Source organism: Pelomonas dachongensis, assembly GCF_043555865.1.
Classification (GTDB): Bacteria; Pseudomonadota; Gammaproteobacteria; order Burkholderiales; family Burkholderiaceae_C; genus Pelomonas; species Pelomonas dachongensis.
Map to the genome: position 1 here is coordinate 1 of NZ_JBIGHY010000019.1, position 23,276 is coordinate 23,276.

Here is a 23,276-nt window from a genome sequence, read left to right on the forward strand (position 1 = left end):
GCTGGGTCGTCGAGGTGTGCCACAGCTGGTTCAACCGCTTCCGCAAGCTGCTCGTGCGCTACGAGAAGCTTGAACGCAGTTTCCTCGCGCTGAACCATCTGGCTGCCGCCATCATTGCCTTCCGCAATGCCAACGGCTACAAACATAATTTACGGATAAGTTCTTAGTCGAAGAGGTCAGGGCACATCTGGCCGACGGCACCTGACGTCCAGTCCTCGGCGCGCGAGATGCTCGGTCGCCTCGGTCAGACGAAGCTGTCGTCTGAAGGCGTTGGGCGCGCGGCCCACCCCATTCTTTGCGCACTGCTGACATAGATAAGCCCATCGGCGGCCTCGTCAAAATCGTGGCTGAGGTCCACATCGTCTCGGCAAAACGAGACGACCGCGCGACCGTTCGCCTCTGGAAACACTTCCAACTTCTGCATGGTGCCGCCGATGGTGACCTCTGCCGCGGCCACCAGCAGGTTCACGACGTCTTGCTCCAGGGTCATGCTGTCTGCGTGCAGAAGCCTGACTCGCTCGAGGTCCGGCTCAAAGCCGGCCATTTGCAGCTCCGCCACATTCATCTTCTTCCCTGCCTGGTTCTGGATCAGCCGGCGCAGCTTTTCCGCAAAGGGCCCCGCTGTAGGAACGGTGTGAGCGCCGATCACAAAGATGCTGGCGTCGAAGAGCGGATTTTCGAATTGATTCCCACCGGGCGCCGGGCGCTCCGGCCAGATCAACCTGCCGGCCCAGGGCTTGCTGTCCACAGGGGAATAGCCGAACAGCAGGAAGTGCACGCTTGCGTCCGTGGGCTTCTTGTAGGTCGAGAGCCAGTGGTTGCCGGCAGCCTCCAGCATTTGATACAGCTTGATTGGCTCCGGCCTAGGTCTTGTTGTTCCAGTGGCCACCAACTGCGACACCCCGCGCATGAACGCGTTGGCGATGCAGAGCGCCTCCACGCAGTCGCCTGCGAAAGCAAGGCCCAACTCAGTTTCGAAGTACGGGTCCTTCCACGCACCTGTGTTCAAGTCGAAGCCCTCCTGGCCGTAGCACTTCACGGGCACCCTGAAGAGCTTGATTGTCTCCTCCTGCATGGGTACCCAAGCCCCGCCGGCCGTTTGCCGCGAGATGCGGCTGTCAGAGACGGCCGTGATGCGCTCCCTCGAGAGCGACATGTCGAGCCAGCAATAGGCGATCGTCATCTTTTTCTCCTTGAAAGGCGCGCCGCTCGAAGAGCGAGGCCGCCCAATCGATGAAGACCCGCACGGTCGCGTTCAGGTATCTGAACTGGCGGGAGCGCCAACGGCCGGCGTCGACATCTTCAGGTTCGATGAGCAGGGCCACATCGTTGAGCATTGGGACGTTCTGCAGCCCATCCCGGCCACGGTGAACAATGAGAACACAATGTTCTAAGCCACCAGCCCGTCCTGCCGCCGGATATAAAGTTCGGCGCGGGGCATGCTCGGCTCTAGGAAGACTGAGCGTTCAAAAGTGCATTGCCGTGCTTGTGCAGAAGTTCGGTGCCGACGCCTTCCTGAGGCAGCCATTGCCCGTCTTTCCACATCGTTTCCACCTCCGTCGCCAGCGAGGGCAGCCAGCTGTGAAGCGTGACGACGTCGTCTGACGTTCGGCGAACGCCGTCTCGCCGACGACCGTGCGCCAGGACGAGTTTGTACAGGGGCACGTCCGGCTGGATCTCGCCGGCGCCATCGTTGCGAAGGCGCAGCGGGATGCCAACGCCAGCCGGGTCGAGATCTCCGAAGTACAAGACACCGACGCCCTGCACTTCCCGCAGCACCTCATCGAGTGCGCGACCGGTTGACGACACGGCGTGGCCCGCCCCGTAGATCACGGTCGCGTAGCGCTTGGCGCTGAAGTTCCATTGTCCGAGGGACCAGTAGGTGTGGTGGTTCTCGACTATGACCACGGGCCGGCCGGGTGCGTCAGCCTTGCGGTGCGGCAGGGGTGCAGCAACCATGAACGCGCCGATGGCGCTCAACGGCAGGCGACCAGAAAAGAGCGCGTCGCTGCGGACTCGCAGGTCCAGGAATTTTTCGTCGCCGAAGATTTCCAGCGACCGCTCCTTGAGCGGGACCATCATGAAGTCGCCTTTTCGCCGGCGCATCCACTCGTTGATGGCAAAGGCGGCCTGCTTTTCCGACGTAGTCAGGCGCGGCCAGAAACCCAGCGCTGGCAGCCAGGGAAGCTGGCCCCATTCAGTCGGTGGCTCCCGCTGCTCGTCGACGGTGATCGTCACGAACTTGGGCATCGGCTGCCGGCCGACCCGCTCGAAGCTGCTGGCGGAGGGCAAGGCGACCTGTCCCGCCGCGGCCATCGACGCCAGCGCCTCAAGCATCAAGCCGTCTCGCTCAGGATGCTGCACCTGCTCCGGGTAGACGTTGAGCCAGGACTGGCGCAACTCCACCAGCAGCATGCGCTTGCGCGGATGGGCTTTCAGCTGGTTCAGAAAGGCGTCGCTCACGCTGACATCTCGGTGAGGTCCTCGAACGTCGCCGAGGCCATCTCGATGTGGGACCGCTGCGACTTCGAGTTCATGTGGGACTTGCGCAGGCGCACGACCCTGCGGAAACCCGCCAGGATGTTGGCGTCGGCGTTGGCCGTGAAGAAGATGAGCTGCACACCGATCTCCTTGGCCAGCAAGCGTTGCGCGTCTATCAGCGCACGGGTCTGCACCTTGGCAAAGGGGTTGTCCAGGATCAACGGCCCGCCGCCAGCTCGCTTGGCGGTGGCTTGGGTGTCCGCACGCAGCTGGCTGATGAGGAGGTACAGGAACATCGCGATCACGGTGCCCTGCCCCTTCGACCCCTTGAGCTCGCTGGCCAGCTGGTACTGGTGCGCTTCGTTCTGCTCCATCTTCAGCACCTCAACGCCGAGGTCCTGACGCCCGCTGATGGCCACAAGGCTCCTGGCCACGAGGTCGGCTCCCTTGGCGGGAACCACGCCGGCATCGATGAGTTCGGTGAAGTACTTGCGGATGGCGGCCTTGCGGACCTCGATCGTGATCCCCTGGAACTTCGCCTTCATCCTGATGATGTGCTTGCCGCCCACGTACGGCGCGGCAAGGGGCATCGTCTTGCCGCAGGCCCGGGACAGCATGGACATGCCCTCGAAGGTCAGGTTGTAGAGCTCGCCGACCGAGTTCTGCAGGTCCGGCTCCATAGTGTCCAGCGTGTCCTGGACGGCCGCCAGCCGGTCGGTGATGAGCGCCAGCACCCGCAGGCGATCCGAACAGGCCAAGTCGAACCTGCTCTCGGAGATGTCCCGGGCCAGCTCGGCTTCGACCTCGACCAGGTCTTTCGAGGTCGCGGCCGACGACAAGGCCTGGAAGGCGTTGCGCGCCTTCTCGCGCTGTGCGTCCACGCGCTCCTTCTGGTCACGATGGCGCTCGATGAGCCCATGGGTGTAGGTATCCGGATCCGCCGGCAGCTCGAACGGGTCGTGGTCGGGCGCGAGATTGGCCACCGCAGCGACCAGCGATGAATGCAAGCTGGCAAGTCGCGTTGCGACCGTCTCGAGCTCCGAGGCGCGGCCCCGCGATTCAACCGCCTGGGCACGGGCACGACTCGCCATGTCCGCAGCGGCCAGCGCTTCCTGATCGGTGGTCGCGACAAGCTCATCCAGCGCCGCATCGTCCAGCTCTTGCACGTCGGGCGTCAGGCGCATGAGCTGCTTGTGAGTTTTCAGGTACAGCTTGCGTTCGGTATCGATGGCGACGTGCGCAAAAGTTGCCGCGTCCTTTGCCGCGGCCCAGCGCTGGTTGGCGGCCAGCTGATCTCGTACCTCCGCTTCGAAGTCCAACGCAAGTAGTTCGCGCAGCAATGTCTCGTCGAAGCTGGCGTACTGCCGGAATGCGAGCTCCGCCTCGCTCTTTGCAACCTGTGCGGTCTTGAGCTTCTCAGCCAGTTGAGGGTCGCGATTGGCCTGGAGATCGCGCAGCACGTCGACGGCTCGGCCGTAGGTGATCCGAAGCGCCTCCAGGGACACGGCCCGCGCGCGAAGGTGCTGCTCCGCCGGGTACTTCCTGTCGACGTAGGCGATAACCGCGCGGTCGTCCCCGTGCCTCGTCGCGGCCGTCTCGTGCCGGACTAGATCCAGGTTGGCGTTCTGGCGACGGATGTCGATCTCGATGCGCTGACCGCTCAACTCGGCCAGCCGATCAACCTGGACGTGCGCCAAACCAGCAAGCTGGACCAGGCGCCGCTGCTTCTCCGCGCTGCAGTCTTCGTATTCACGCTGGAAGGTCTTAAGCAGGCGCTGGCCGCCCTCGGCACGTGCGATGGCCGCCGGCAAGGGCTTTCGCTGCAGCACGACCTGCTCCGCGGCGTTCTTGCTGGTTGTCGCTTGCGCAAGGAGTTCTTGCTGGCGCGCTGTCGCCGCCGTCGCCTCGGCCTTCCTGTCCTCGAGATCGATGTCCGCTTGTCGCAGCCGGGCGGCTCCGAATTCACGCTGGTAGCGCTGCAGCTTGGCCCGACCGATGTTGCCGTCGTTCCTGCGTTGCACGTAGGCGCCACGTTGGTCGCGGGTGGCGGCAATGCGCTGGTCGAGATGAACCAGCGCTGCCTGCGCCGCGGCCTTGTTGAACAGCGCGGCGTCCTCGGGCGCGAGGACCAGTCGGTCGCCGCCGGGCGCCTGCGCGTCCAGGGTCTGGGTGGCCACCGTGACCGGGGCCCTGAGCTTGACCTTCAGGTCCGCCAGCCTCTTCTGGAGTGTTTCCCAGTCGCCGTGCGCGACCGACACCCCCAGGAACCGGGAAGGGTCGGAAAGCACGACAGGCGTCGCTTCCGCTGCATCGGGCAGCATCTCCGCCAGATATGAGCTCGCGGCCCTGGCTGAGCGCACGCCGACGGCGAGCAGCTGCTTCACGGCCGCGTCAACGTCGGCGTTGCGGCCTGCCAGCCCGGTCTCCATGATGGAGTTCCGTTCGTTGGCAAACTGCGCCAGCAGGACGTCGAAATCGCTGATCTCCTCATCGGCGGCGGTCAATAGCGCGTCCAACTGCTCGAGGAGCAGCGGCTCGTCCGGGTCGGCAAGCTCAGCGTCCGCCGCGGTGCGCATGACTTCCATTTGCGCGAGCTCGTCACGCAAGGTGTAGCCCGTGGAAAGCAGGCGCGAGAGGGGTTCCTGCGCCGCCAGCGCCTGCGCAGATTTGGTCGCCTGGGTTGCCGCCCGCTCGCGATGCCCGCGCTCCTCGTCTTGGAACATCTCCAACTGGTCATCCAGCGCCTGGACCTTTGCCGTCAGCTCCACCTCCGATCCGGCCAGCCGATCGATGGCTGCCGAAATGGATCCTCCGTCGGCCTCCGTCAGCACGCCCTCGGCAATGAGCTGCTCGCGCTGGGTCTTATAGGCGGCCTGAAATCCCTCCAGCTGACCGCGCTCGGCCGCGATGGCCTGAAGCGCATCGTTCGCTCGCTTCTCATCCTGCTGAATCGCATCGAGCAGCGACCTGGCGGCTTGTTCGGCGTCTCTCGCAGCGCGAGCCTTGCGCGTCTCGTCCGCCTGCGCCGCCGCCAGCGCGCTGTCCAGCAGCGCCCCCTGGATCTCGGCCTCCTGTTGCGCCGGCTTCAAACCTTCCTCTTCGAGTTCCATCAGCGCCTGCAGCGAATCGGCGTCCGCAATCCGGGCGGTCAGGTGGCCCATTGCCTTGGCGCCGTGCAGCATCTTCAGTCGGTTATCGCCGGTCGCGAGGCCTTCCGTCGCAGCGTTCTTGGCCCGCTCGGCAATCACGACCTTGCGGTCGATCTGCAACCCTTTCATGGCCACCGAGTGGGCGGCGTGATGCTCGGCGTTCTTCTCCGACGTCTGGGCAACCCCGTCTTGGGTTGACGCGAAGTCCTGCTCCCTATTGGCCGCATCCAACCTCTCGTGCTTGGTACGTCGCAGAGCGGCGGCCAGGCGGGCCGCATCGCGCCGGGTCGCCTCATGTTCGCGCTGGGTGGACTCGTACTCGGCGGCTGCATCGACGAAGGGAAGCATCACGCCATGCAGCTTGGTCAGCTGGGTCTTCTGCTTCTCGTACCGCGGCCGTGCCTTGAGCTTGTCCGCCGTCTGTGCCAGCCCTTCCCGCACGGTGGCCGATCGCTCCGGATTGAGGGTGAGCATCAGGAACCGCCGCAGCAGGTCGGCTTCGGTGTTGAAGGTGAGGAAGCCCTCCTCCATGCCGCCTTCGTTGCTGTTGAAGTCGACCTGCATGCGCAGCAGATCCATGTCCAGCATCCGCACGTTGCCCAGGTGCTTGACCCAGTCTTCCTGCGTCTTGGTGCGGAAGAAGTCGCCCCGCGAGCGCGAGCTCGCTTCATGCATCCACTGCTGGAACTCCGGCATGGAGCGGGCAGGCGTGTCGGTCAGGCCAGGTGCCGGCACGTCATCGAGCGACAGGCCGTTCGTGACTTCAAAGGCAAAGAACGACCGGTCGACATCGGCGCTGCGCTCGACGGTGTCCTTGATCGTGACCACCTGGCCGATCAGCAGCTTGTAGTCGGGAGCGCCCGCGGCGCGCCCCGGCATGTGCCATTCGATCAGGATGAAGGACGGGCGACCGTCCCGCGCGAAGTACTCGTGGAAGCGGTGGTTGCGCTTTTGCAGGTGCTGCAGCCAGCGGTCGAGCTTCGGTTCGAAGCAGCTGAAGATGTACGACAGCAGCGACGTCTTGCCCCCGGCGTTCTCGAGGTTGAAGACCGTGTCCGTGGGCTCATCGGTGTCTGGGTCAATCAGGTCGAAGACATGGTTGTCGTACCAGGCCGTCGGGCTGCCGAAGTGGCTAACGTGGATTCGCGAAATGCGCTGCATGTCAGTGGTCTCCAGCGGCCCGAGCCGCGTCGCGGGTCACGTGGAACAGGCGCGGCAATGTGAGCTCGCGCAGATGCACGCGCAGCCGGTACGTCGGGCCGTACAAGGACTGCGCCTCGTCCTCGCTGCCCCTGACCAGACGAAGCAGGCCGTACTCGAGCATCTTGTTGACGGCGATTCGCACGATCCCGTCGACCGACGATGCGGCAGCACGCTCGGCCTTCGGGTTCACCGCGGGCAGGCTTTTCAGGTACTGCCACCCAGCGACAAACTCTTCCGCCTGGTCGCCACCCTCTTCTGCCTCGTGGCTGTCCGAAAGGCGTCCCACCACGGCGAGAAGGGTGTCCCGAAAGCGCGCCAGCGTGGCCGGCAGCGGCGCTTTCACGTCGTCGTCCAGACGGTCGGTGGTCGGAAAGAATACGGCGGCGATCGCCAGGTGGGCCATCGCGAGCGCCACCCGCTGCTCGGATGTGAACAGGGTGCGCAGGTCGGACATCCGCATTGAAAACCGGCTCTCCTTGGACGACGGGGCGACGATCAGCCCGCGCTCGCTGACGTCAAGGATCGACAGCTGCAGGCCGATGGCGGCTTCCTGCACCGCGCTGGCGAATGCCGTGTCCGCCCGATACCTGGACAGGAGCTCGCGGTACTCGACGTCGCGAGACGGAGACGCCGTCAAGTTGATCGCCTTGTAGAGCAAGGCGTTGGCGTCGCGGTGAGTGCTGCTCATCGGATCTCCACAGAATCAAAGCGAAGGTTGTCGCCCGCAGCGACATCCGAATCAAAGGTGCCATCGGTCCGGGCCTTCATGCCCTTGAACAGGTTCTCGCTGTCGGGGAAGCTGCGATACAGCGCATAGACGATGCACTGGCGCTCCAGCAGCGACATGTCTTCGTCCTCAGCAGCGGCGAGAAGCTCGTCGATCGTCCAGCTGCCGCCGATGGCGAACTTCCGGCCGATCCAGGCCTGTATCGCCTGCGCCATCTCTTCCGGGAATGGATCCTCGTAGACCACGAACGGCACCATTTCGCCGAACTCACCTATCTCGTCACCTGGCGCGTCGAACTCACGCTTGGTGAGGAGCAAGGCCAGCAGGTCGGACAGGTCCGGCGCTTTCGGGAACACGGCGGGGTACAGGCTCAGCATCACCTCGTCGACGTGCTTCACGAGTTCCTGCTGCGAGGTGGCCAGCGCGTCGGGCAGCAGGCCGGTCTCGAGATCAGGAAACGATGACGGCCTGCGTGACCGGAACGCGCCGGCCTGTGCGCTCATGAACTTGTCGCCGGCGCCGGTGACGTCGACCTGCAGGTGGGCGCGCACGCTGCTGGCGCTCTTCAAGACCTCGTCCAGACGCCCCAGTTGCTGGCGGGCCTGCGGATCGGTGACCTGGATGAGTTGCTCCCGGACCGACTCCTCCATGCGCCGGTCTTCTTCTTGCCGGGCATGGATGTGCTGACGCGCCTCGTTCAGGCGCGGCGCGATGTCTCGCGCCCAGGCCACCGATCCCGGGGCTCGCCACGCCTGATGGATGAAGTCCCGGATCTGTTGCCGATGCTCGATCGAGAGCATGCGCGCCCTGCGGGCGAACTCGTAGGCTTGGTCGAACCGACCGCGCTCGATGAGCAGCTGCAGCATCCGCTCGACAAGGATCTGGTGGTCTTCGACCTTCAAGTCCAGCATGCCCATCAACACCAGGTAACCCTCGGCCGTCGGCCGATACCGCCAGATGTCCTCGAGGTCCGGTTCGTGTGCTGTCAGCCGGAAGCTGACCACACGAAACTCACCGGAAGGGCCATGGAAGTAGTCGTAGGTGTGCGCAAGGTAGTTGTTGGACGCGTTGTCCACGGCGTCCAGAACGATCTCGGCGATGCGGCGACATTGGCCGGCATCGGCCGCTGGCTTCATTCGCTGCACGATGGAAACGAGGTGATGAAGCACCTCTTCTAGGGTGTACCCCACAGCGACCGCCGTGCCCTCCATCATGTAGGTCAGGGCTGCCAGGGTGAGGTAATGGGTGTCGACGCCTTCGAAGAGGCCTCGTCCATCGGCGGTCGAGTCCGAGAACTTGTTCTTCGTCAGCTCGAGTTGGTACAGCGGCCTCATCAACAGCAGGTTTCGCTGTTGAGGCGTCAGATCCAGGAGAGTATCCAAAGATGCCGGGCGCGCTGTCATGTCGCGCCGCCTATGAACCGCCCCAGGCCAATCAATAGCGGCGGCGCACGCTTACGCTCACTCCTGCCAAGAGGTACGTGCATTGTTCTAGTCCTCCCCTTGAGACCATTCTGAAGCGCGGCGTCTAAGGCGTCCAGGCACGTGACGCGACGAATGCGCCACTCAACCTCGGAGTTACCCCCATAGGTCCGGGAAGATGGTGGGCGAGCGGTGCAAGCTTGGCTATCCGGCATGCGCTGAGTCCAGTGGCCAGGCTGGCCCAGGGATCAGATTTCAGCGTAGGCGGCGCATAGGTCACCAACTGACCTAACAGGAGCGCCGTATTAGAAATTTGGATATCGTGAGAGCCCGGCCACGCCGCCTTGACCCGGGCGAGGCGCGAAGCTACCTGACTGCAGCGCCCGATTCGACGAAGGTGACGCACTCCACGAAATTGAGCGTAGCCAGCAGGATGTACTTTTCTGCCTCCGTACGTGCGGCCAGCAGCTCGTGGTCGCCGCTGCGAGCAAGGGCGTGGTGCGGGCGGCAGCCATCTCCTGCGCGCTGGGTGCATCGCGCTTTTCCCCGACCGGAACATCACTGAGTCGGCACCGTCGTTCCGCCAGGTATCCCAAGCCCCGCAGCAAAAGGCCTACCCACTTGTCCGACCAGGCCCATCGAAAACGCATTGCCGAGCGACTCAGTGGTTCTCCGCCGCAAGTGCTGCCCGCACTTCCTGTTCAACCTGCGTAAGCAATCTGCCGACCTGTCCGCTGGAACCATCCGAGTAGGCCAGCACCAGCAGCGTCAGCGGATGAACGGCCATCACCGCAGCCAACTGCTCGACCTTGCCTACCGTAGGGTCCTTCAAGCCTCGCTCGAGGCTGCTTATGTACGTACGGCTAGAAACCACATCGAAGGCCTCTTGGGCCAGCCCGAGGGCTTGCCGTAACCGACGCAATGCTCGCGGAAAGTTGGACTTGACTGTGGTTTTCATGGCAGCTCTCTAGCCGCCAATTTCGTCGGAATGTATCCTTTAGGGCTACAACCTATAGGACTCATTTTGCTTGAATACCTTCCGTCATGGCGCACCCTAGGTTCGCGCCTCGCCAGCGTCCGCAGCAACGTCCGGCGCCAAGCCCGCACCAAGCTCGCCAGGATCCTGGCCTGGTTGGCGCTGTTCTCCAGCCTGTTTGCGCTGGAGCTTGCTCATGCAGGGCCGCCACAAGCCGATGACGCGCTCGCCTACAAGACTTCCGCGCTCTTCAGCCTCCTGTTGTTTCTTTTCCTGCCGGACTGGATGCTCACCACACTGCTGGCCGCACTTGCCTGCTACATGGGCTGGCATGCAATGACGTCCACCGCCCTGACGGCCGGAGCCGCCATGGTCGTGATTGGCATCTCACCCATCCTCGCCTTTGTGTTTGCATGCTTCGCGCAACCGCAAGCTGCGGGGCGTCGCGGTCGGCCCAACTGGCTGGCCGAGGACCCATTTTTTGACTTCTGTGGCCGTCGTCGATGAGGCGGGGCGGGTCCAACAACATGTCCTTTGATCTCCGCCTTTCCGAAGGCACTGGAACCCTCCACCCCGCGATCTACGTAGGAGCGGTGCCCAATGACGAACCGATTCTGAGTGGGTTGATTCATTTCGACGTTACGGAGCGATGGCACGCCTCACTGCTGCGAGTGCGTGCCGACGCATGGCTGGACATAAGCGGCGCAAGGCTGCGCTATCGCGTATCCGTGGGCGGGATCACAGGATGGATGAGCCATCGCATGCGAATTGCAGGCGTCGGGCCCAACTACGTAGGCGTTCTCGGCCCCCATCGGGAGCTGCAGATTGCCGGGTGGCGGAACCGCGTGCAAGCAGCGGAAAGCCCGAGCGTGACGCTGATGATTTATTCGAGTGAGCTGGGCAGCCATCTACTTGAACGCCTTCTGGCTCGAAGCCTTGGCTCGCAAGGCTGAGAGAGAGCCGTCTATTACTGCAAACGACCTCAAAGCATGGAATTCCAATCTGGCAACGGCCTCCTACTCCGATACTGGTTCACGGCCGGCGACGTGGTCGGCACACGATCGTGGATCTACCGGGGCGAGTGGTACCACGAGACCTGGATCCGCGCTGACGATGGGCGGGAATGGCGGTCCACCGCTGGACTGCTCGGCATCGCAGTGAACCGAGGCCAGAGACTGGCTTTTGCGTGGTGCGCTGCGAACGATGCTGCTGCCGGCGACCTCGTCGCGGTCCGGAACTGCACAACCGGCGAATCTCGCGCGATTAGCCAAGCCATTGCAACCGCGTACGACCGTCGGGCCTATGGCCGCTGGGGGATGCTCCTCGCTTTGCTGGCGGCTTGCGCCATGGGGCAAGGCGGTTACACGGACACCCTTCCTGCCTTCGTAGTGGCTCACTGGCTTCCTTGTTCGCTAATACTCGTACTGGTGGCAGGATTGCTCGGGTTTGTTCTCAGCGCACAGGTCGATCCGGACCCCGAGCGGGAGGTCGACCGAAAGATTCAGCTGGCACTGGCAGGCATGGAGTACGCATGGCGGGCGACCGCTGATGTACCGCTGGTGACGATTCGCCATCAGCTCGCCGCTTGAGACCGCCGGTGCACCACCCATTTCGTCTACTTCGAGTTTCAGCAGGTGGTTTTGGCGTCGTCAACGCAAGCGCCAGGATCCCTCGGCTTCTAGCGTGCTGCCTTCTGGTTTCACTCTCGATGCTTGTCTGGGCGGACACCGTCTTGCACGGGCGGGTGGTCAGCGTGACAGGCGGAGACGTCCTGACGCTGGTTGACGCGCAGCAGCACGAGTACAAGCTCTGCCTCGCCTACATTGATGCACCCGAGCTAGGGCAGACCTTCGGTGACGAGGCACAGGCTGCGCTTGCCGCCGCCGTTCTCAACAGAGCCGTCACAGTCCAAACGGAGGGGAAGGCTGGCGACGGATGCATGCTGGCCGAGGTGTTCAGTCCAGACGGAACGAACGTGAATCTGGAGCTGGTTCGACGCGGACTGGCTTGGCACAACTATCTCGACAAACACGCCTCAGCAATGCGTGATCGCTATGGAGCGGCGTCCATGGAGGCCCAGCTCGAACGCCGTGGGATGTGGGCCCTCGACAGGCTCGAGCCGCCAAAAGACTACCGTGCTCGCTTCGAGCGAGTAATGCGCTGGTGGTTCTATGCCATCGCGACGTGTGCAGCGCTCGCCGCAGTGGCTGGAATCTATGCCGCATATGGCCCTCGCATTGATGCCTGGCTGGCGAAGCAAGATGAGCCTGAGAAGTCGCGAGCGGAAGACTAGCCTCCTCTACTGGCCCAAGGTGCGCAGCTTCGTGTTCCTGGAACTGAACCGCCACAACTGAACCTGCGGTAGAAAGTCGCGGTCAGCTTGGCGGCAGCTCGCCGAAGCGCTCCCACACCGCTTGACCTACACGCGAGCAGTCCTCCAGCTTCATCAGGCCGATCTTGCATTCCTCGCGCGACATGGTCAGCGCCTGTGCCAGCCAGTCGTAGGCCTCGCGCTTGGTCATCAGCCCCTGCTCCCAGATCGGGTCGAATGCCTTGTGTGCGGCGATGCGCGCGGCGCGTAGCGCTTCGTCGGCCAACTCGCCAAAAGGTTCGTCGGATTCCTTCATGCACCCGACCCACGCATCGCAACTCCAGCACACCCAAAACTGCCGCTGCGCGAGATCCCTGCGGTCTGGGTACACGTCAAGGCCACCATGCAGGTCCGCGTGCCTGCCGCAGTAGTTGCAGATCACGGTCCGGTCTGAAGCGAGAGCCACTGGCCCGGCCACGGGCCGGCCTTCCGCTTCACGGGTCCGTTTCAGGTAGTCCAGCAGGCTGGTGAAGCCGATGCCGTTGGCCGGGCCATCGGGACCGTCAACGACGGTCTTCCAGGTCTGGGATCCCGGCCAGAAGTCCACCCGGTCGTCGAGCCGCATGCGCTTTCCGCCGTCCAGCTTGACGACGCTTCCGTCGCCGAAGCCGCCCAGGCCCATCTGGCCTGGGGCACCCTTCATCGGCTTGCTCATGCGATTGCGCCTTCGCTTCGCTACGCAGCCAGGCGATGCTCGTAGTAGGCCGGCGCGCGGTCATCAAAGATGTCGTACAGGGCCTTGAGGTTCTTCGGATCCGGGTTCAGCCAGGCATCCACGTGCTCAGGCTTGATGCGAATGATCATGCGGTCGTGCCCCGCATCCCGCACCTCCGGCGGGGGCTCGTCGGTGATGGCCGCGAAGGACAGCAAGTCCGGTTCGCCGTCCTTCGTCCAATGCGACCACAGGCACGCGATGTACATCAGCTCCGGCGGATTGGGCTGGAACTGAAGGATCACGTTCTCAGGCTTCTCGTCGGGCCCGAGCGGGCGATGCTCCATGTCGTGGCGCTTGACGTTCTCGTAGAACGTGTCCACCAGCAGGATGCCGTGCGTGTAGCCGAACTGGCCTTTCCAGAACCGTTCCAGGTTGTCGCGGCGGGCGTTGTAGGTCCCGGGGTATTCGATGTCATACGCGGCCGGCCGACCGGCGGGCCGGCACTGGTAACGCATGGGCAGCACGACGCGCTTGCCGTCGCGGACGACCATCACGGGCGCATACACGCCAGGGAAGATGCGCGAGTCGCGATCACGCAGATCCGTTCTGCGCAGATCCTCCAGATCCAGCCGCGCCTTGGAAATCTTCGACGGCGCGATACGCAGACTGTCCAGCACGGTCTTGGCCGGCTTGGGGTTCGTCTCTGCGATGCGCTCGGCATCGGCCAGACGCTTGCGCTGAGCAAACAACTCCTTCTCCAACGTCATCGCCCGGTCGGCCATGAAGGCCTCGATGAGGCGCTTAACCTCCTGCTCCTCGGGCGTGGTGGCCTCACCCTCGAACGCCGCTTCCACGGCCTTCGGAACCTTCAGCTTCGCCTCCTGTCGGTTGAAGAAGAGCTGGACGAACTCCTTGATGCTGAGGTGGGCGCCGAACAGGCGGACGTAGTCACGGTAGTTGGCGCGAACTTGGGCTGAGTAGCACATGGATGAACTGTCCCTGCTGATGGGGAGACGCCGTTATCGCACATCAATGCACGGAGGGCGCGTGACGTGACGGACGACCGCCTGCACCCGTGTCGGTGGCCCGCCTGCTGGACGCGTGCCGCCTTGTGGTGTACTGTATAAATAAACAGTCTTTCAACACAAGCTTGAGCCGCGCCAACCCCGCTGACGCCACATCCCCATGTCTGCCCACCCGGTGCAGGAGGACTTGCTGTCCTCGCTGCAAAGTCCTTCTGTTGCCTGCGAAAAGCACGACGCGGCCCTCGAGCCCGTCGCGCTGCCTGCGCCTGCACAGAACGCTGCCGGGCCAGCCTGCCATCTTCCCGACGCGCTGATCGATTCGGTCTGGCGGGCGGACCAACTGGGCCACGCGAGGACGACGGCCGTCAGCACCGGTTTTGCGGCGCTGGACGCGGAGATCCCTGAAGGAGGCTGGCCCTGCGGCTGCCTGATCGAGATCCTGCAGCCCCAACCGTCGGTCCAGGAATGGCGCCTCATCGGGCCTTCGCTGCGCCCGCTACTCACCGGGGGCCGGGCCGTTGTGGTCGTGGGTCCACCCAAGCCCCCGCACCTGCCCGGCCTGCGGCACCTCGGGATCGACGAGCAGCAGCTCAAGTGGGTGGCGGCAGCGGCGCCGTCGCAACGGCTTTGGGCGACGGAACAGTTGCTCAGGGCCAATGCCGCTGCCGCCGTCGTGGCATGGATGCCGCAAGCCCGGCCGGAGCAGCTCAGGCGTCTGCAGGTGCTGGCGCAGGCCTGCGAAGGCCTGGTCTTCATCTGCAGGCCCCTGGTCGCCCGCCATGATCCCTCGCCGGCTCCGCTTCGCATCGTGTCCAGGCCATTGGTGGACTGGCAGATCGAAGTGCAGATCGTGAAGCGCAGGGGGCCGGCTCAGGAGGTGCCACTGCAGCTGAGCTCGGTGCCTGGCGGCATCGAACACGTCCTGACCCCTCGCACGCGCCGGCCCAGCGCCCTGACGCCAACCAAGGAGAACCACGTTGTTGTGGGTCGTTCTGCTTACCTCGATCCCAGCGATCTCACCCGAGAAGTCCTCGAGCGCGTCGCCAGCCTCTGACGGCGTGCGCGGCCTGGTGCTGTGGTCACTGCAGTTCACGCCCCGCGTGGCTGTCGTGGAGGGCTGCGCCGTCGCGATGGAAGTGGAATCTAGCCTGCGGCTGTTCAAGGGGCTGGAATCCCTGAAGGAGCGCGTCAGTGCGGAAGCGCCAGACCTGGGCGTCGTCGGCATCGGGTGGGCGCCGACGGCGATGGCGGCCCTCGTGATGGCGCGATGCGGGGTGCTCGACCTGGGGCGCCGCCTGCTGCTGCCTGTGATGGACGAGTTACCGCTAGCTGCCTTGACCGCCGCCGTTTCCCATGAGGAAACGCTGTCCTGTGCGGGCATCACCTTGCTCGGTGAACTGCGCCGGCTGCCGCGCGCGCAGGTCAGCCGCCGGTTCGGGACCGCATTGCTCGCCACCCTGGACCAGGCCTACGGACAGCGTGCCGAGGTCTTCAGGTACGAGACGATCCCGGAGGATTTCTCGGCTCGGATCGAGCTGCCTGCCCGTGAGGACCACGCGCCGGCACTGCTGATGTACGCGCGGCCCTTGCTCATGCAGATGTGCGGCTGGCTGGCCTCCAGGCATGCCGGTGCCGTGGGCTTTCGGTTCCGCTGGATTCATGATTCGATGCGTGCCAAGGACGCAGGGGACGGCGGCGAAGTGACGATCCGCTCGGCCGAGGTGCTGCGAGACCTGGAACACTTCGTGAGGTTGCTGGCCGAGCACCTAGCCAAGCAGGAGCTGCTGGCGCCAGTCGGTGAGCTGCAGATCGATGCGATCGGCGTCCAAGCCCTCACCGAGCAAAGCGCATCGCTGCTGCCGGAGAGCATGGGTTCGGGTGAATCGCTGTATCTCGTCCTCGAACGCATCGCCGCACGCCTCGGGCCGAAGAGCGTGCTGCAGCCGGTGCTGGTCGATGACCACCGCCTGGAGTGGATGACCCATTGGACGCCGCTGGCCAAGCAGAAGAGGCGCACACCTGCGCCAGTTCCCGAGCAGCCCGAGCCCACCTTTGTCCTTGAGACACCGCTAGAGCTGGCGGTCATAAACAACCGGCCGCATTACGAGGGGCCGTTGACATTGCTGGTCGGCCCAGACCGCGTTGAAGGGGGGTGGTGGGACCGGCTGCCCGGCACCTCGTCCACGCGCAATGTGGTGCGGGACTACTGGATCGCCCAGTCCGACAACGCAGGCGTGCTGTCGGTCTTCAACACGCAGGACGCCGATGGCCGTATCGCGTGGTTCCTCCATGGCCACTTCGCCTGAGCGCGACCATGACGACGCTGCCGGGCTACGCGGAGCTGAGGGTCCTCAGCAACTTCTCCTTCCTCAAGGCGGCCAGCTGGCCGGAAGAGCTGGTGCAGCGCGCCAAGGCCCTGGGCTACACCGCCATCGCGATCACCGATGAGTGCTCGATGGCCGGCATCGTCCGCGCCCATGTTGCCGCCAAGGAGCACGAGATCCAGCTGCTCGTCGGCAGCCAGTTCCAGGTGGACGGCGCTTTCCCCCACACCATCGTCGTCTACGCCTGCAGCCTCAATGGCTACGGCAACCTCTGCCAGCTGATCTCCAAGCTGAGACGCAGCTCGGAGAAGGGCACGTACTCGGCCACGCCCGACGACTTCGGGCCCAGCGATCTTGACGACTGCGTCGTGGTCGCTTGTCCGGAACGCCGTGCCAAGCCTGAGGCGCTGATCACGCTGGCGCGCTGGCTGCTGAGCCGTTTCATGGGGCGGGTCTGGCTGGGGCTGGACCTGCTCAAGCTCAGCGATGACGAGGTGCGGCTGGCGCGCTTGCGCGACGTCAGCGCGCTGACCGAGATCCCGCTGGTGGCCGTCGGCGACGTGACGATGCATGTGCGCAGCCGCAAGCCGCTGATGGACGTCATGACGGCCACCCGGCTGGGCAAACCGCTGACCGAGTGCGGTCGGGCACTGGATCGCAATGCCGAGCGCCACCTGCGCACGCGGGGGCGGCTCGCCCGGACCTTCCCCGCCGATCTGATGGCGCAGACGCTGCGGGTTGCCGCACGGTGCGAGTTCTCCCTTGACGAGATCCGCTATCACTACCCGTCGGAGGTGGTGCCCGACGGCGAGACGCCGGGCAGCTATCTGCGGCGCATCACCTACGAAGGAGCCGGCCGGCGCTGGCCCGACGGCATCCCGGCCTCCGTCACCGAGCAGATCGAGCGCGAACTGACGCTGATCGCCGAGATGCACTACGAGCACTACTTCCTGACCGTCGCGGACATCGTCCAGTTCGCGCGCAGCCAGCACATCCTCTGCCAGGGGCGGGGATCGGCTGCGAACTCGGTGGTCTGCTACTGCACCGGCGTGACCGAGGTGGACCCGGCCCGCATGAGCGTGCTTTTCGAGCGTTTCATGTCCAAGGAGCGCAATGAGCCGCCCGACATCGACATCGACTTCGAGCACGAGCGGCGCGAAGAGGTCATCCAGTACCTGTACGGCAAGTACACACGCGACCGTGCGGCTCTCGCTGCGGTGGTGATCTCCTACCGGGTCAAGAGCGCCATCAAGGATGTGGGCAAGGCCCTGGGTTTCGGCATGGACGAACTGGAGCGCCTGGCTGCTTCGCACCAATGGTGGGATGGCAACGTGATCGACGCCGATCGGCTTCGGGAAGCCGGCCTCGACATCGAAGACCTCGCGGTGCGGCAGCTGCTTGAACTCACCAAGGACCTCATTGGCATGCCCCGACACCTCTCCCAGCATCCCGGCGGCTTTGTGTTGACCAACGGCCCGCTGACGCGACTCGTGCCGATCGAGAACGCCAGCATGCCGGATCGCACCGTCATCCAGTGGGACAAGGACGACCTGGACGCCGCCGGCCTCCTGAAAGTCGATGTGCTGGGCCTCGGCATGCTGACGGCCATCCGCAAGGCGCTCGACTTCGTGAGCCAGACGCGCGGCTTCGATTTCCAGATGCAAGACATCCCTGCCGAGGACCCGGCCACCTACGACATGATCTGCAAGGCCGACACCATCGGCGTGTTCCAGATCGAGTCGCGCGCCCAGCGGTCGATGCTGCCCCGACTGCAACCCCGCTGCTTTTACGACTTGGTCGTGGAAGTCGCCATAGTCCGACCCGGGCCCATCCAGGGGCAGATGGTGCATCCCTACCTGCGGCGACGGCAGAGGTATGAGGCGGTGACCTACCCCAGCAAAGAGCTTGAGGCCGTGCTCGGCCGCACGCTCGGCGTACCGTTGTTCCAGGAGCAAGTCATGCAGGTCGCGATGGTTGCCGCAGGCTACTCTGGCGGCGAGGCCGACAGGCTGCGCCGCGACATGGCGGCCTGGAAGCGCAAAGGCGGCTTGCAGCAGCACTACGACAAGATCGTTGACGGCATGACAGCGCGCGGCTACCAGCGCGAGTTCGCCGAGGCCATCTTCAATCAGATCAAGGGCTTCAGCGAATACGGTTTCCCGGAGAGCCATGCGGCCAGCTTTGCGCTGCTCGTCTACGCCTCATGTTGGCTGAAATGCCATCACCCGATGGAGTTCCTGGCGGCGATGGTGAACGCGCAGCCGCTGGGCTTTTATTCGCCGAGCCAGCTGGTGCAGGACGCCAAGCGTCACGGCGTCACGGTCCTGCCCCCGGATGTGATGCTGAGCGACTGGGACTGCAAGCTCGAAGAGACCGGGTCGGGAACCGCTGTACGCCTGGGCCTGCGGCTCGTGAAGAGCCTGCAGGAAGCCTCGGCGCTGGCGATCTCGAAGGCCCGGGACGAAGCACCGTTCGAGAGTGCCGAGGACCTGTCGCTGCGTGCGGGGCTCAACCATCAGCAGATGACGGCGCTTGCCGCCGGCGACGCGTTGATGGGCCTCAGCGGGCACCGGCGACAGCAGGCCTGGGACGCAGCAGCCCTGCGTGCGGCGCCGCCCCTGCTGGAAGGCGCGCCGGTCAACGAGGACTACCTGGAGTTGCCCGAGGCTCCCGAAGGCGAGGCCGTCGTCAAGGACTACGCGTCGCTGGGCCTGACGCTCAGGCGCCATCCGTTGGCGCTGCTGCGGCCGCAGTTGCAGGAGCGGCAGTTGATGACTGCGGCGGAACTGGATGCCGCTCCCAACCGGCGCGCCGTGAAAGCGTGCGGGATCGTGACGACGCGACAGCAACCCGAGACCGCAAACGGGACGATCTTCATTTCTCTGGAGGATGAGACCGGGGAGGTGCAGGTGATCGTGCACAAGGCCATCTGGGAACGACAGCGGCAGGAGACGCTGAGCTCACGGCTGCTGGCGGTGAGGGGAACCTGGCAGCGAGTGGGTGGCGTGAGCAACCTGATTGCGGGGCATCTGGAAGACCTGACGCCGCTGCTCGGGGGCTTGAAGACAAAGCGGCGCGAATTTCGATAGTTTTGATGGCGCCCGTTGGCCCCGCGCCTGAACACGAAGTCAGCCGTCGGGTTGGATCAACGTCATTCAAGTAGATCGCATGGCCGTCTGACAAGATCACGCGAGGAAAAGATGCATCGGCCCGACCTGGGACACATCCCAGAAAACTACCCGCTCCGGGCAGATGCGCGCATTCACACGACTCCTCGCCTCGAACCGAGGACGTGCACGTCTTCACAACGCATGTTCTGCATCTCCACGGACCAGGACAAACGCCCAAGGGCACCTGGCATCAACCCAATGGAGAACCTATGAACATCACTCTCTCACTTAGAACCGGGACGGGAAAGCTCTTCGTCGATCTCGACTCGGCTGTCCCTCCAATGACTCCCAACCCCCTGCATGGCTTCATCGTTTTTGGAAGCGTTGGAAAACTCGGATGCATGTCCGTTCAGCTGGACGGAACAGCGCACCCTGACACTATTGATGGGGCGCCTGCATACCGACTGACATTTGGAGACTATGAAGGCGTAATGCGTCCAAATGGGCAGAACATTGACGGCCAGCGGCAGTATGCAGGCCATCTTGGTTCAAACAACGAACTTCATGTCACCGGAACGTTGGAAGGCGCCGACGACATGTTGCCGGCTCACATCCACCTCACCATTACTTCGAACAGCCAAACGCCGGAGCGCGCAGAGCCGACTATTGAGATCTAGGCTGAACCGATCCATGAGGCCCCATGTCTACGACGTGGGGCCTTTTCATCGTTGCCGGCTGCCGAGTATGGCTGTCCGAATGCGGCCTCGACCCTTGCGCTGGCCTGGGTCACATACGTTGATTCAAGACGCCAGTTGTCAGATCAGCGTCGCGTCCTCGGCCACGCCGTAGACGATGTTGCGCAGCTGCGAGGCCGTACCCATTGCGGCCGGCAGAGTCGGGCCGTCGGCTCGGGCGATGACGACGGAGGTGCCGACCAGCGCTTCGAATCGGCCACCGGCTCGGTCATGCCCACCGGAGTGACGCCATAGTCGGTCAGGCACTGGACGCAGGCAGCGACGTCGTCGACGCCGAAGACCAGCGAGTCCGGTCGGATTATGTTCATGAAGATCCTTGTGTGAGTCATTCCGCAAACGGACGCATCAGCCGGGAGATGCAGACGGCCGTTGAAGCGGACTACGCCCTGCGCAGTCGGCCAGATTCGCTGCAAAGGGAAGCGCAGGCGACGACGTGCATGAAGCGGCGGACAAGCACCACAGCTCCAGCGGCCGTGCCGACGCGGCGACCCGCGCTGCGGTACAGCTCGCGTTGAAGTTGGCGCAGCAGGTCGCCGCATTCGTCGATTGATAGGCCGCGCGTCTCCCGCGCCAGATCGATGCAAGGATGCGGATTGAACGCCACCGGCTCATTGCGACGACGGCGCGGCGCTTCAACTGAACATTCGAAGCGCCAATGGAGCGCAGGGCCTGCGGCCTCCATCGGCGAGTTTCAAAGCTCCCGCGCAGGCTTGTGGCCCGTGATGAAGGTGTGATATTTGCCAGCGTCACGATCCTTGCAGATCGTGTCGATGCGCTGCCGATAGGCCGTTCCTTCGGTCGGATGGACTTCAGCCTCTGGCTAGCACTCATCTGCATATGCGTGATGGACTTGATCAGATCGGAGCGCATTTGCATAACTTCAGCGGCTTGAGACAGAAGCGTTGTCACCACCTCGTGCGTGTCCCAGAAGATGGTGGGCTTGGTGCCGTTTGTGAGTTGAGCAGGCATAGAACGCTGAATCGAACTGGTGTCGTGCGATGCAGCGGGCCGCATCGGCACTTTGAACGCGGCGGCTGTGACCGCAGGACATTACTGACTGCTCTGGCCCCGAGCGGCCATCAGTTGTGTGATCCAGTCTGAAATCTCAACATCGATCCAGAGGCTGGCGCTTCCGACCTTCACAGGCCTTGGGAATGTGTTGAGCTTGATCATTTGATAGATCGAGGTTCGACCTATGGCCGTTCGCCGCATCACTTCGGCCAGGCGCAGCAAGTTGTGCCGCGGCTGATTAAAGACCTGCACGGGAGCCAAGTCGTCCAAGGCGGGACGTGTGTGTCCGGTTTGCGCTTCGGCTGAGTTGATCGGGTGGTTTTGCGGGTTGATGTCCCGCTGGTTCATGTGTCTCATGGGCATCTCTCTGCTGAATGGCTACGTGGCCGAGCGAGAGATGAAGAACGCGCACCAGTAAGACGCCAGCGGGAAGATCAGCCCCTTCGCCAACAGATTCCTTCTGCGGCCAGGCATAAATGCTTAGGCCGCCACCACCAGCGGCCGAGATCCGCAGCTGTCACGACATAAATGTTTAGGACGACGGGCTCGCAAAGGCGCCATTCAGGATCAGATCCAGTCGGTCACCGAGCTTGGTCCATGCATCGCGCTTCTCGTCCGCATACTCGTAATGCAGGTAGTGCCGACGCACACGACTGCCGGCCAGGACGTGGTTTTGACATCGGTCAATGACGTCCGGCGGCACCTTTAAGGACTGCATCAGCGTGGCGCCAGTGCGCCGCAGATCATGCGACGTCCACTCTCCATTCGCACCCCCGGCGAGCACAAGACTGTTGTCATGACACCGATTCTTCAACGGCCCCTTGCGTTGCTTGAATTGCGCCTGTCGATCGCCGACTTGTTTGGACACGCTTTTGACGCACACGTGCTGGTCGGGCTCTTCACCTTTTGCTGCGCGTGCCGGAAAACAGTAAGGCGTGTCTCCGGTCAACGCCTTCAGCGCCTTGAACTGACGCAGCGCGAATGGTGAGAGGAAGACCAACCAGTCGCTGCCGGTCTTGGTGTTTTCCGCGGGCACAAACCACTCGCCAGCTTCAAGGTTTACGTGCTCCCACCTGGACATCAACAGCTCACCGATCCGACATGTCGTGCTGAGGCAAATCCACAGAGCTAGGCGACTTTCCTTCTTGAGTGGCCGCGCAGTTTCATACTTCTTGCCTGCAGGCGCAGCCGCATACGCAGACTCTGCGTTTTCAAAGTTGCTGCGCAATTCACGCAACTCGTTGTCCGACAAAATCCGCTCACGGGGCTTCTCTGTGTCAACCCCGACAGGCAATATCTTGTCGATTTCGAGCAACTCTGCCGCGTTGCCATCGACCATCAGCGTGCGCCACGGCTTGCGCTTCTCAGCCCAGGCGAACATCTGCACGAGGTCGTTGTAGGTACGCACTGTCATGCGATACACGCCGCGTTTGACCATCGCACGCAGCAGCGCACGAAGATCATGCTCGGTGATCTCTTTCACCGGCTTGGCGCCAATTGACGGCAGCACATCCTTTTCGAAGCTCCTGCGCAACTCCGCGTTTCCGTCTGCACGCGCTACGCCGTCAGCAATCCATGCATCGAACATCGCGCGCACGGACAGATTCTCGGCTTCCTGGCGGGTAGCTGCAGCTATTACCGCCTCCACCTGGGCCTGAGCTTCGATGCGCTGGGCTTTGCGTTGGTCATTGGGATTGATGCCTTGTCCGACCAGGTCCCTGGCTTGGTCGCGCGCGGCTCGCACCGCCTCGAGACTCACAGTGGGCCACGTGCCGCACTGATACCAAACCACCTTCTCGGACCATCGGAACGCGTACTTGAAACGAACCGACACTGCCCCGTCCGCAGCGACTCGAACCTCACCACTTAGACCTTCGCCATCGCTCAGCGTGTCGCCCTTCCAGGCGCCCGAGATCGCCTCCAGTTCTTTGATAGTCCACTTCCGGCCTTTGCCTTGCTTTGGATAGCGAGTCACAGTCACCTCAACTCAAGGGGTAAACAAAGGGGTAAACCAAGAACCGGCAAGGCGCGAACGCCGGCGAACTGATTCGCCCCATGAATAAACTAT

General features: G+C 63.6%; 20 protein-coding genes and 2 pseudogenes. 10 read left to right on the forward strand and 12 right to left on the reverse strand.

Annotated elements, in window-relative coordinates; all coding sequences use genetic code 11:
• Nucleotides 1-159 (forward strand): annotated as a pseudogene (locus tag ACG02S_RS25340) (transposase); the annotation flags it as partial.
• A gap of 85 nt (nt 160-244) precedes the next feature.
• On the opposite strand, the gene ACG02S_RS25345 reads toward ACG02S_RS25340, so the two are convergent.
• Both ACG02S_RS25345 and ACG02S_RS25350 read right to left on the reverse strand, forming a co-directional pair.
• Complete coding sequence (locus tag ACG02S_RS25345) at nt 245-1,183, reverse strand: hypothetical protein (protein ID WP_394473285.1); 939 nt, start codon at nt 1,181-1,183, stop codon at nt 245-247.
• On the reverse strand, nt 1,119-1,337 hold the full coding sequence (locus ACG02S_RS25350; protein ID WP_394473328.1) for a hypothetical protein: 219 nt from the start codon (nt 1,335-1,337) through the stop codon (nt 1,119-1,121). Before ACG02S_RS25350 ends, ACG02S_RS25345 begins: the two co-directional genes overlap by 65 nt.
• On the opposite strand from ACG02S_RS25350, the pseudogene ACG02S_RS26475 reads away from it, so the two are divergent.
• Nucleotides 1,287-1,394 (forward strand): annotated as a pseudogene (locus ACG02S_RS26475) (nuclear transport factor 2 family protein); the annotation flags it as partial. The gene ACG02S_RS25350 and the pseudogene ACG02S_RS26475 overlap by 51 nt on opposite strands.
• A gap of 55 nt (nt 1,395-1,449) precedes the next feature.
• On the opposite strand, the gene ACG02S_RS25355 reads toward ACG02S_RS26475, so the two are convergent.
• From ACG02S_RS25355 to ACG02S_RS25375, 5 genes are all read right to left on the reverse strand, one after another.
• Nucleotides 1,450-2,463, reverse strand: a complete 1,014-nt coding sequence (locus tag ACG02S_RS25355) for a Wadjet anti-phage system protein JetD domain-containing protein (RefSeq protein ID WP_394473286.1) — start codon at nt 2,461-2,463, stop codon at nt 1,450-1,452.
• Nucleotides 2,460-6,791: a coiled-coil domain-containing protein gene (locus tag ACG02S_RS25360; protein ID WP_394473287.1), complete on the reverse strand. Its 4,332-nt coding sequence runs from the start codon at nt 6,789-6,791 to the stop codon at nt 2,460-2,462. The genes ACG02S_RS25355 and ACG02S_RS25360 overlap by 4 nt, the downstream gene beginning before the upstream one ends.
• Before the next feature lies 1 nt (nt 6,792).
• Nucleotides 6,793-7,521 (reverse strand): hypothetical protein, encoded by a 729-nt coding sequence (locus tag ACG02S_RS25365; protein ID WP_394473288.1) that lies wholly within the window; start codon nt 7,519-7,521, stop codon nt 6,793-6,795.
• Nucleotides 7,518-8,963 carry a hypothetical protein gene (locus tag ACG02S_RS25370; RefSeq protein ID WP_394473289.1) on the reverse strand — a complete coding sequence of 482 codons (1,446 nt, stop codon included), beginning with the start codon at nt 8,961-8,963 and terminating at the stop codon, nt 7,518-7,520. Before ACG02S_RS25370 ends, ACG02S_RS25365 begins: the two co-directional genes overlap by 4 nt.
• A 679-nt stretch (nt 8,964-9,642) precedes the next feature.
• Nucleotides 9,643-9,939: a helix-turn-helix domain-containing protein gene (locus ACG02S_RS25375; protein ID WP_394473290.1), complete on the reverse strand. Its 297-nt coding sequence runs from the start codon at nt 9,937-9,939 to the stop codon at nt 9,643-9,645.
• A 66-nt stretch (nt 9,940-10,005) separates the two neighbouring features.
• On the opposite strand from ACG02S_RS25375, the gene ACG02S_RS25380 reads away from it, so the two are divergent.
• The 4 genes from ACG02S_RS25380 (at nt 10,006) to ACG02S_RS25395 (ending at nt 12,250) form a co-directional block, all read left to right on the forward strand.
• On the forward strand, nt 10,006-10,464 hold the full coding sequence (locus tag ACG02S_RS25380; RefSeq protein ID WP_394473291.1) for a hypothetical protein: 459 nt from the start codon (nt 10,006-10,008) through the stop codon (nt 10,462-10,464).
• Nucleotides 10,465-10,484: 20 nt separating this feature from the next.
• Entirely contained in the window at nt 10,485-10,910 is a 426-nt protein-coding gene (locus ACG02S_RS25385) for a hypothetical protein (RefSeq protein WP_394473292.1), read from the forward strand.
• A gap of 36 nt (nt 10,911-10,946) precedes the next feature.
• A complete protein-coding gene (locus ACG02S_RS25390) occupies nt 10,947-11,546 on the forward strand; it encodes a hypothetical protein (protein ID WP_394473293.1) in 600 nt (199 codons plus the stop codon).
• A gap of 119 nt (nt 11,547-11,665) precedes the next feature.
• Nucleotides 11,666-12,250, forward strand: a complete 585-nt coding sequence (locus ACG02S_RS25395; RefSeq protein ID WP_394473294.1) for a thermonuclease family protein — start codon at nt 11,666-11,668, stop codon at nt 12,248-12,250.
• An 82-nt stretch (nt 12,251-12,332) separates the two neighbouring features.
• On the opposite strand, the gene ACG02S_RS25400 is transcribed toward ACG02S_RS25395, so the two are convergent.
• On the reverse strand, nt 12,333-12,983 hold the full coding sequence (locus tag ACG02S_RS25400) for a zinc-finger-containing protein (protein WP_394473295.1): 651 nt from the start codon (nt 12,981-12,983) through the stop codon (nt 12,333-12,335).
• Nucleotides 12,984-13,003: 20 nt separating this feature from the next.
• Nucleotides 13,004-13,969, reverse strand: coding sequence for an SOS response-associated peptidase family protein (locus ACG02S_RS25405; protein WP_394473296.1), 966 nt, complete (start codon nt 13,967-13,969; stop codon nt 13,004-13,006).
• A 199-nt stretch (nt 13,970-14,168) separates the two neighbouring features.
• On the opposite strand from ACG02S_RS25405, the gene imuA reads away from it, so the two are divergent.
• From imuA to ACG02S_RS25425, 4 genes are all read left to right on the forward strand, one after another.
• The gene (imuA, locus tag ACG02S_RS25410) at nt 14,169-15,062 is read left to right on the forward strand and encodes a translesion DNA synthesis-associated protein ImuA (protein WP_394473297.1); all 894 of its coding nucleotides are present in this window, start codon (nt 14,169-14,171) and stop codon (nt 15,060-15,062) included.
• The gene (locus tag ACG02S_RS25415; RefSeq protein WP_394473298.1) at nt 14,986-16,314 is read left to right on the forward strand and encodes a Y-family DNA polymerase; all 1,329 of its coding nucleotides are present in this window, start codon (nt 14,986-14,988) and stop codon (nt 16,312-16,314) included. The genes imuA and ACG02S_RS25415 overlap by 77 nt, the downstream gene beginning before the upstream one ends.
• An 8-nt stretch (nt 16,315-16,322) precedes the next feature.
• Complete coding sequence (locus tag ACG02S_RS25420; protein ID WP_394473299.1) at nt 16,323-19,421, forward strand: error-prone DNA polymerase; 3,099 nt, start codon at nt 16,323-16,325, stop codon at nt 19,419-19,421.
• 290 nt (nt 19,422-19,711) lie between these two features.
• The gene (locus ACG02S_RS25425; protein WP_394473300.1) at nt 19,712-20,119 is read left to right on the forward strand and encodes a hypothetical protein; all 408 of its coding nucleotides are present in this window, start codon (nt 19,712-19,714) and stop codon (nt 20,117-20,119) included.
• Between the two features lie 138 nt (nt 20,120-20,257).
• On the opposite strand, the gene ACG02S_RS25430 is transcribed toward ACG02S_RS25425, so the two are convergent.
• The 3 genes from ACG02S_RS25430 to ACG02S_RS25440 all read right to left on the reverse strand — a co-directional run bounded on the left by ACG02S_RS25430 (nt 20,258) and on the right by ACG02S_RS25440 (nt 23,189).
• Complete coding sequence (locus ACG02S_RS25430; RefSeq protein ID WP_394473301.1) at nt 20,258-20,443, reverse strand: hypothetical protein; 186 nt, start codon at nt 20,441-20,443, stop codon at nt 20,258-20,260.
• An 804-nt stretch (nt 20,444-21,247) separates the two neighbouring features.
• The gene (locus ACG02S_RS25435) at nt 21,248-21,565 is read right to left on the reverse strand and encodes an AlpA family phage regulatory protein (RefSeq protein WP_394473302.1); all 318 of its coding nucleotides are present in this window, start codon (nt 21,563-21,565) and stop codon (nt 21,248-21,250) included.
• A 175-nt stretch (nt 21,566-21,740) separates the two neighbouring features.
• Complete coding sequence (locus ACG02S_RS25440) at nt 21,741-23,189, reverse strand: tyrosine-type recombinase/integrase (protein ID WP_394473303.1); 1,449 nt, start codon at nt 23,187-23,189, stop codon at nt 21,741-21,743.
• Nucleotides 23,190-23,276 lie beyond the last annotated feature (87 nt).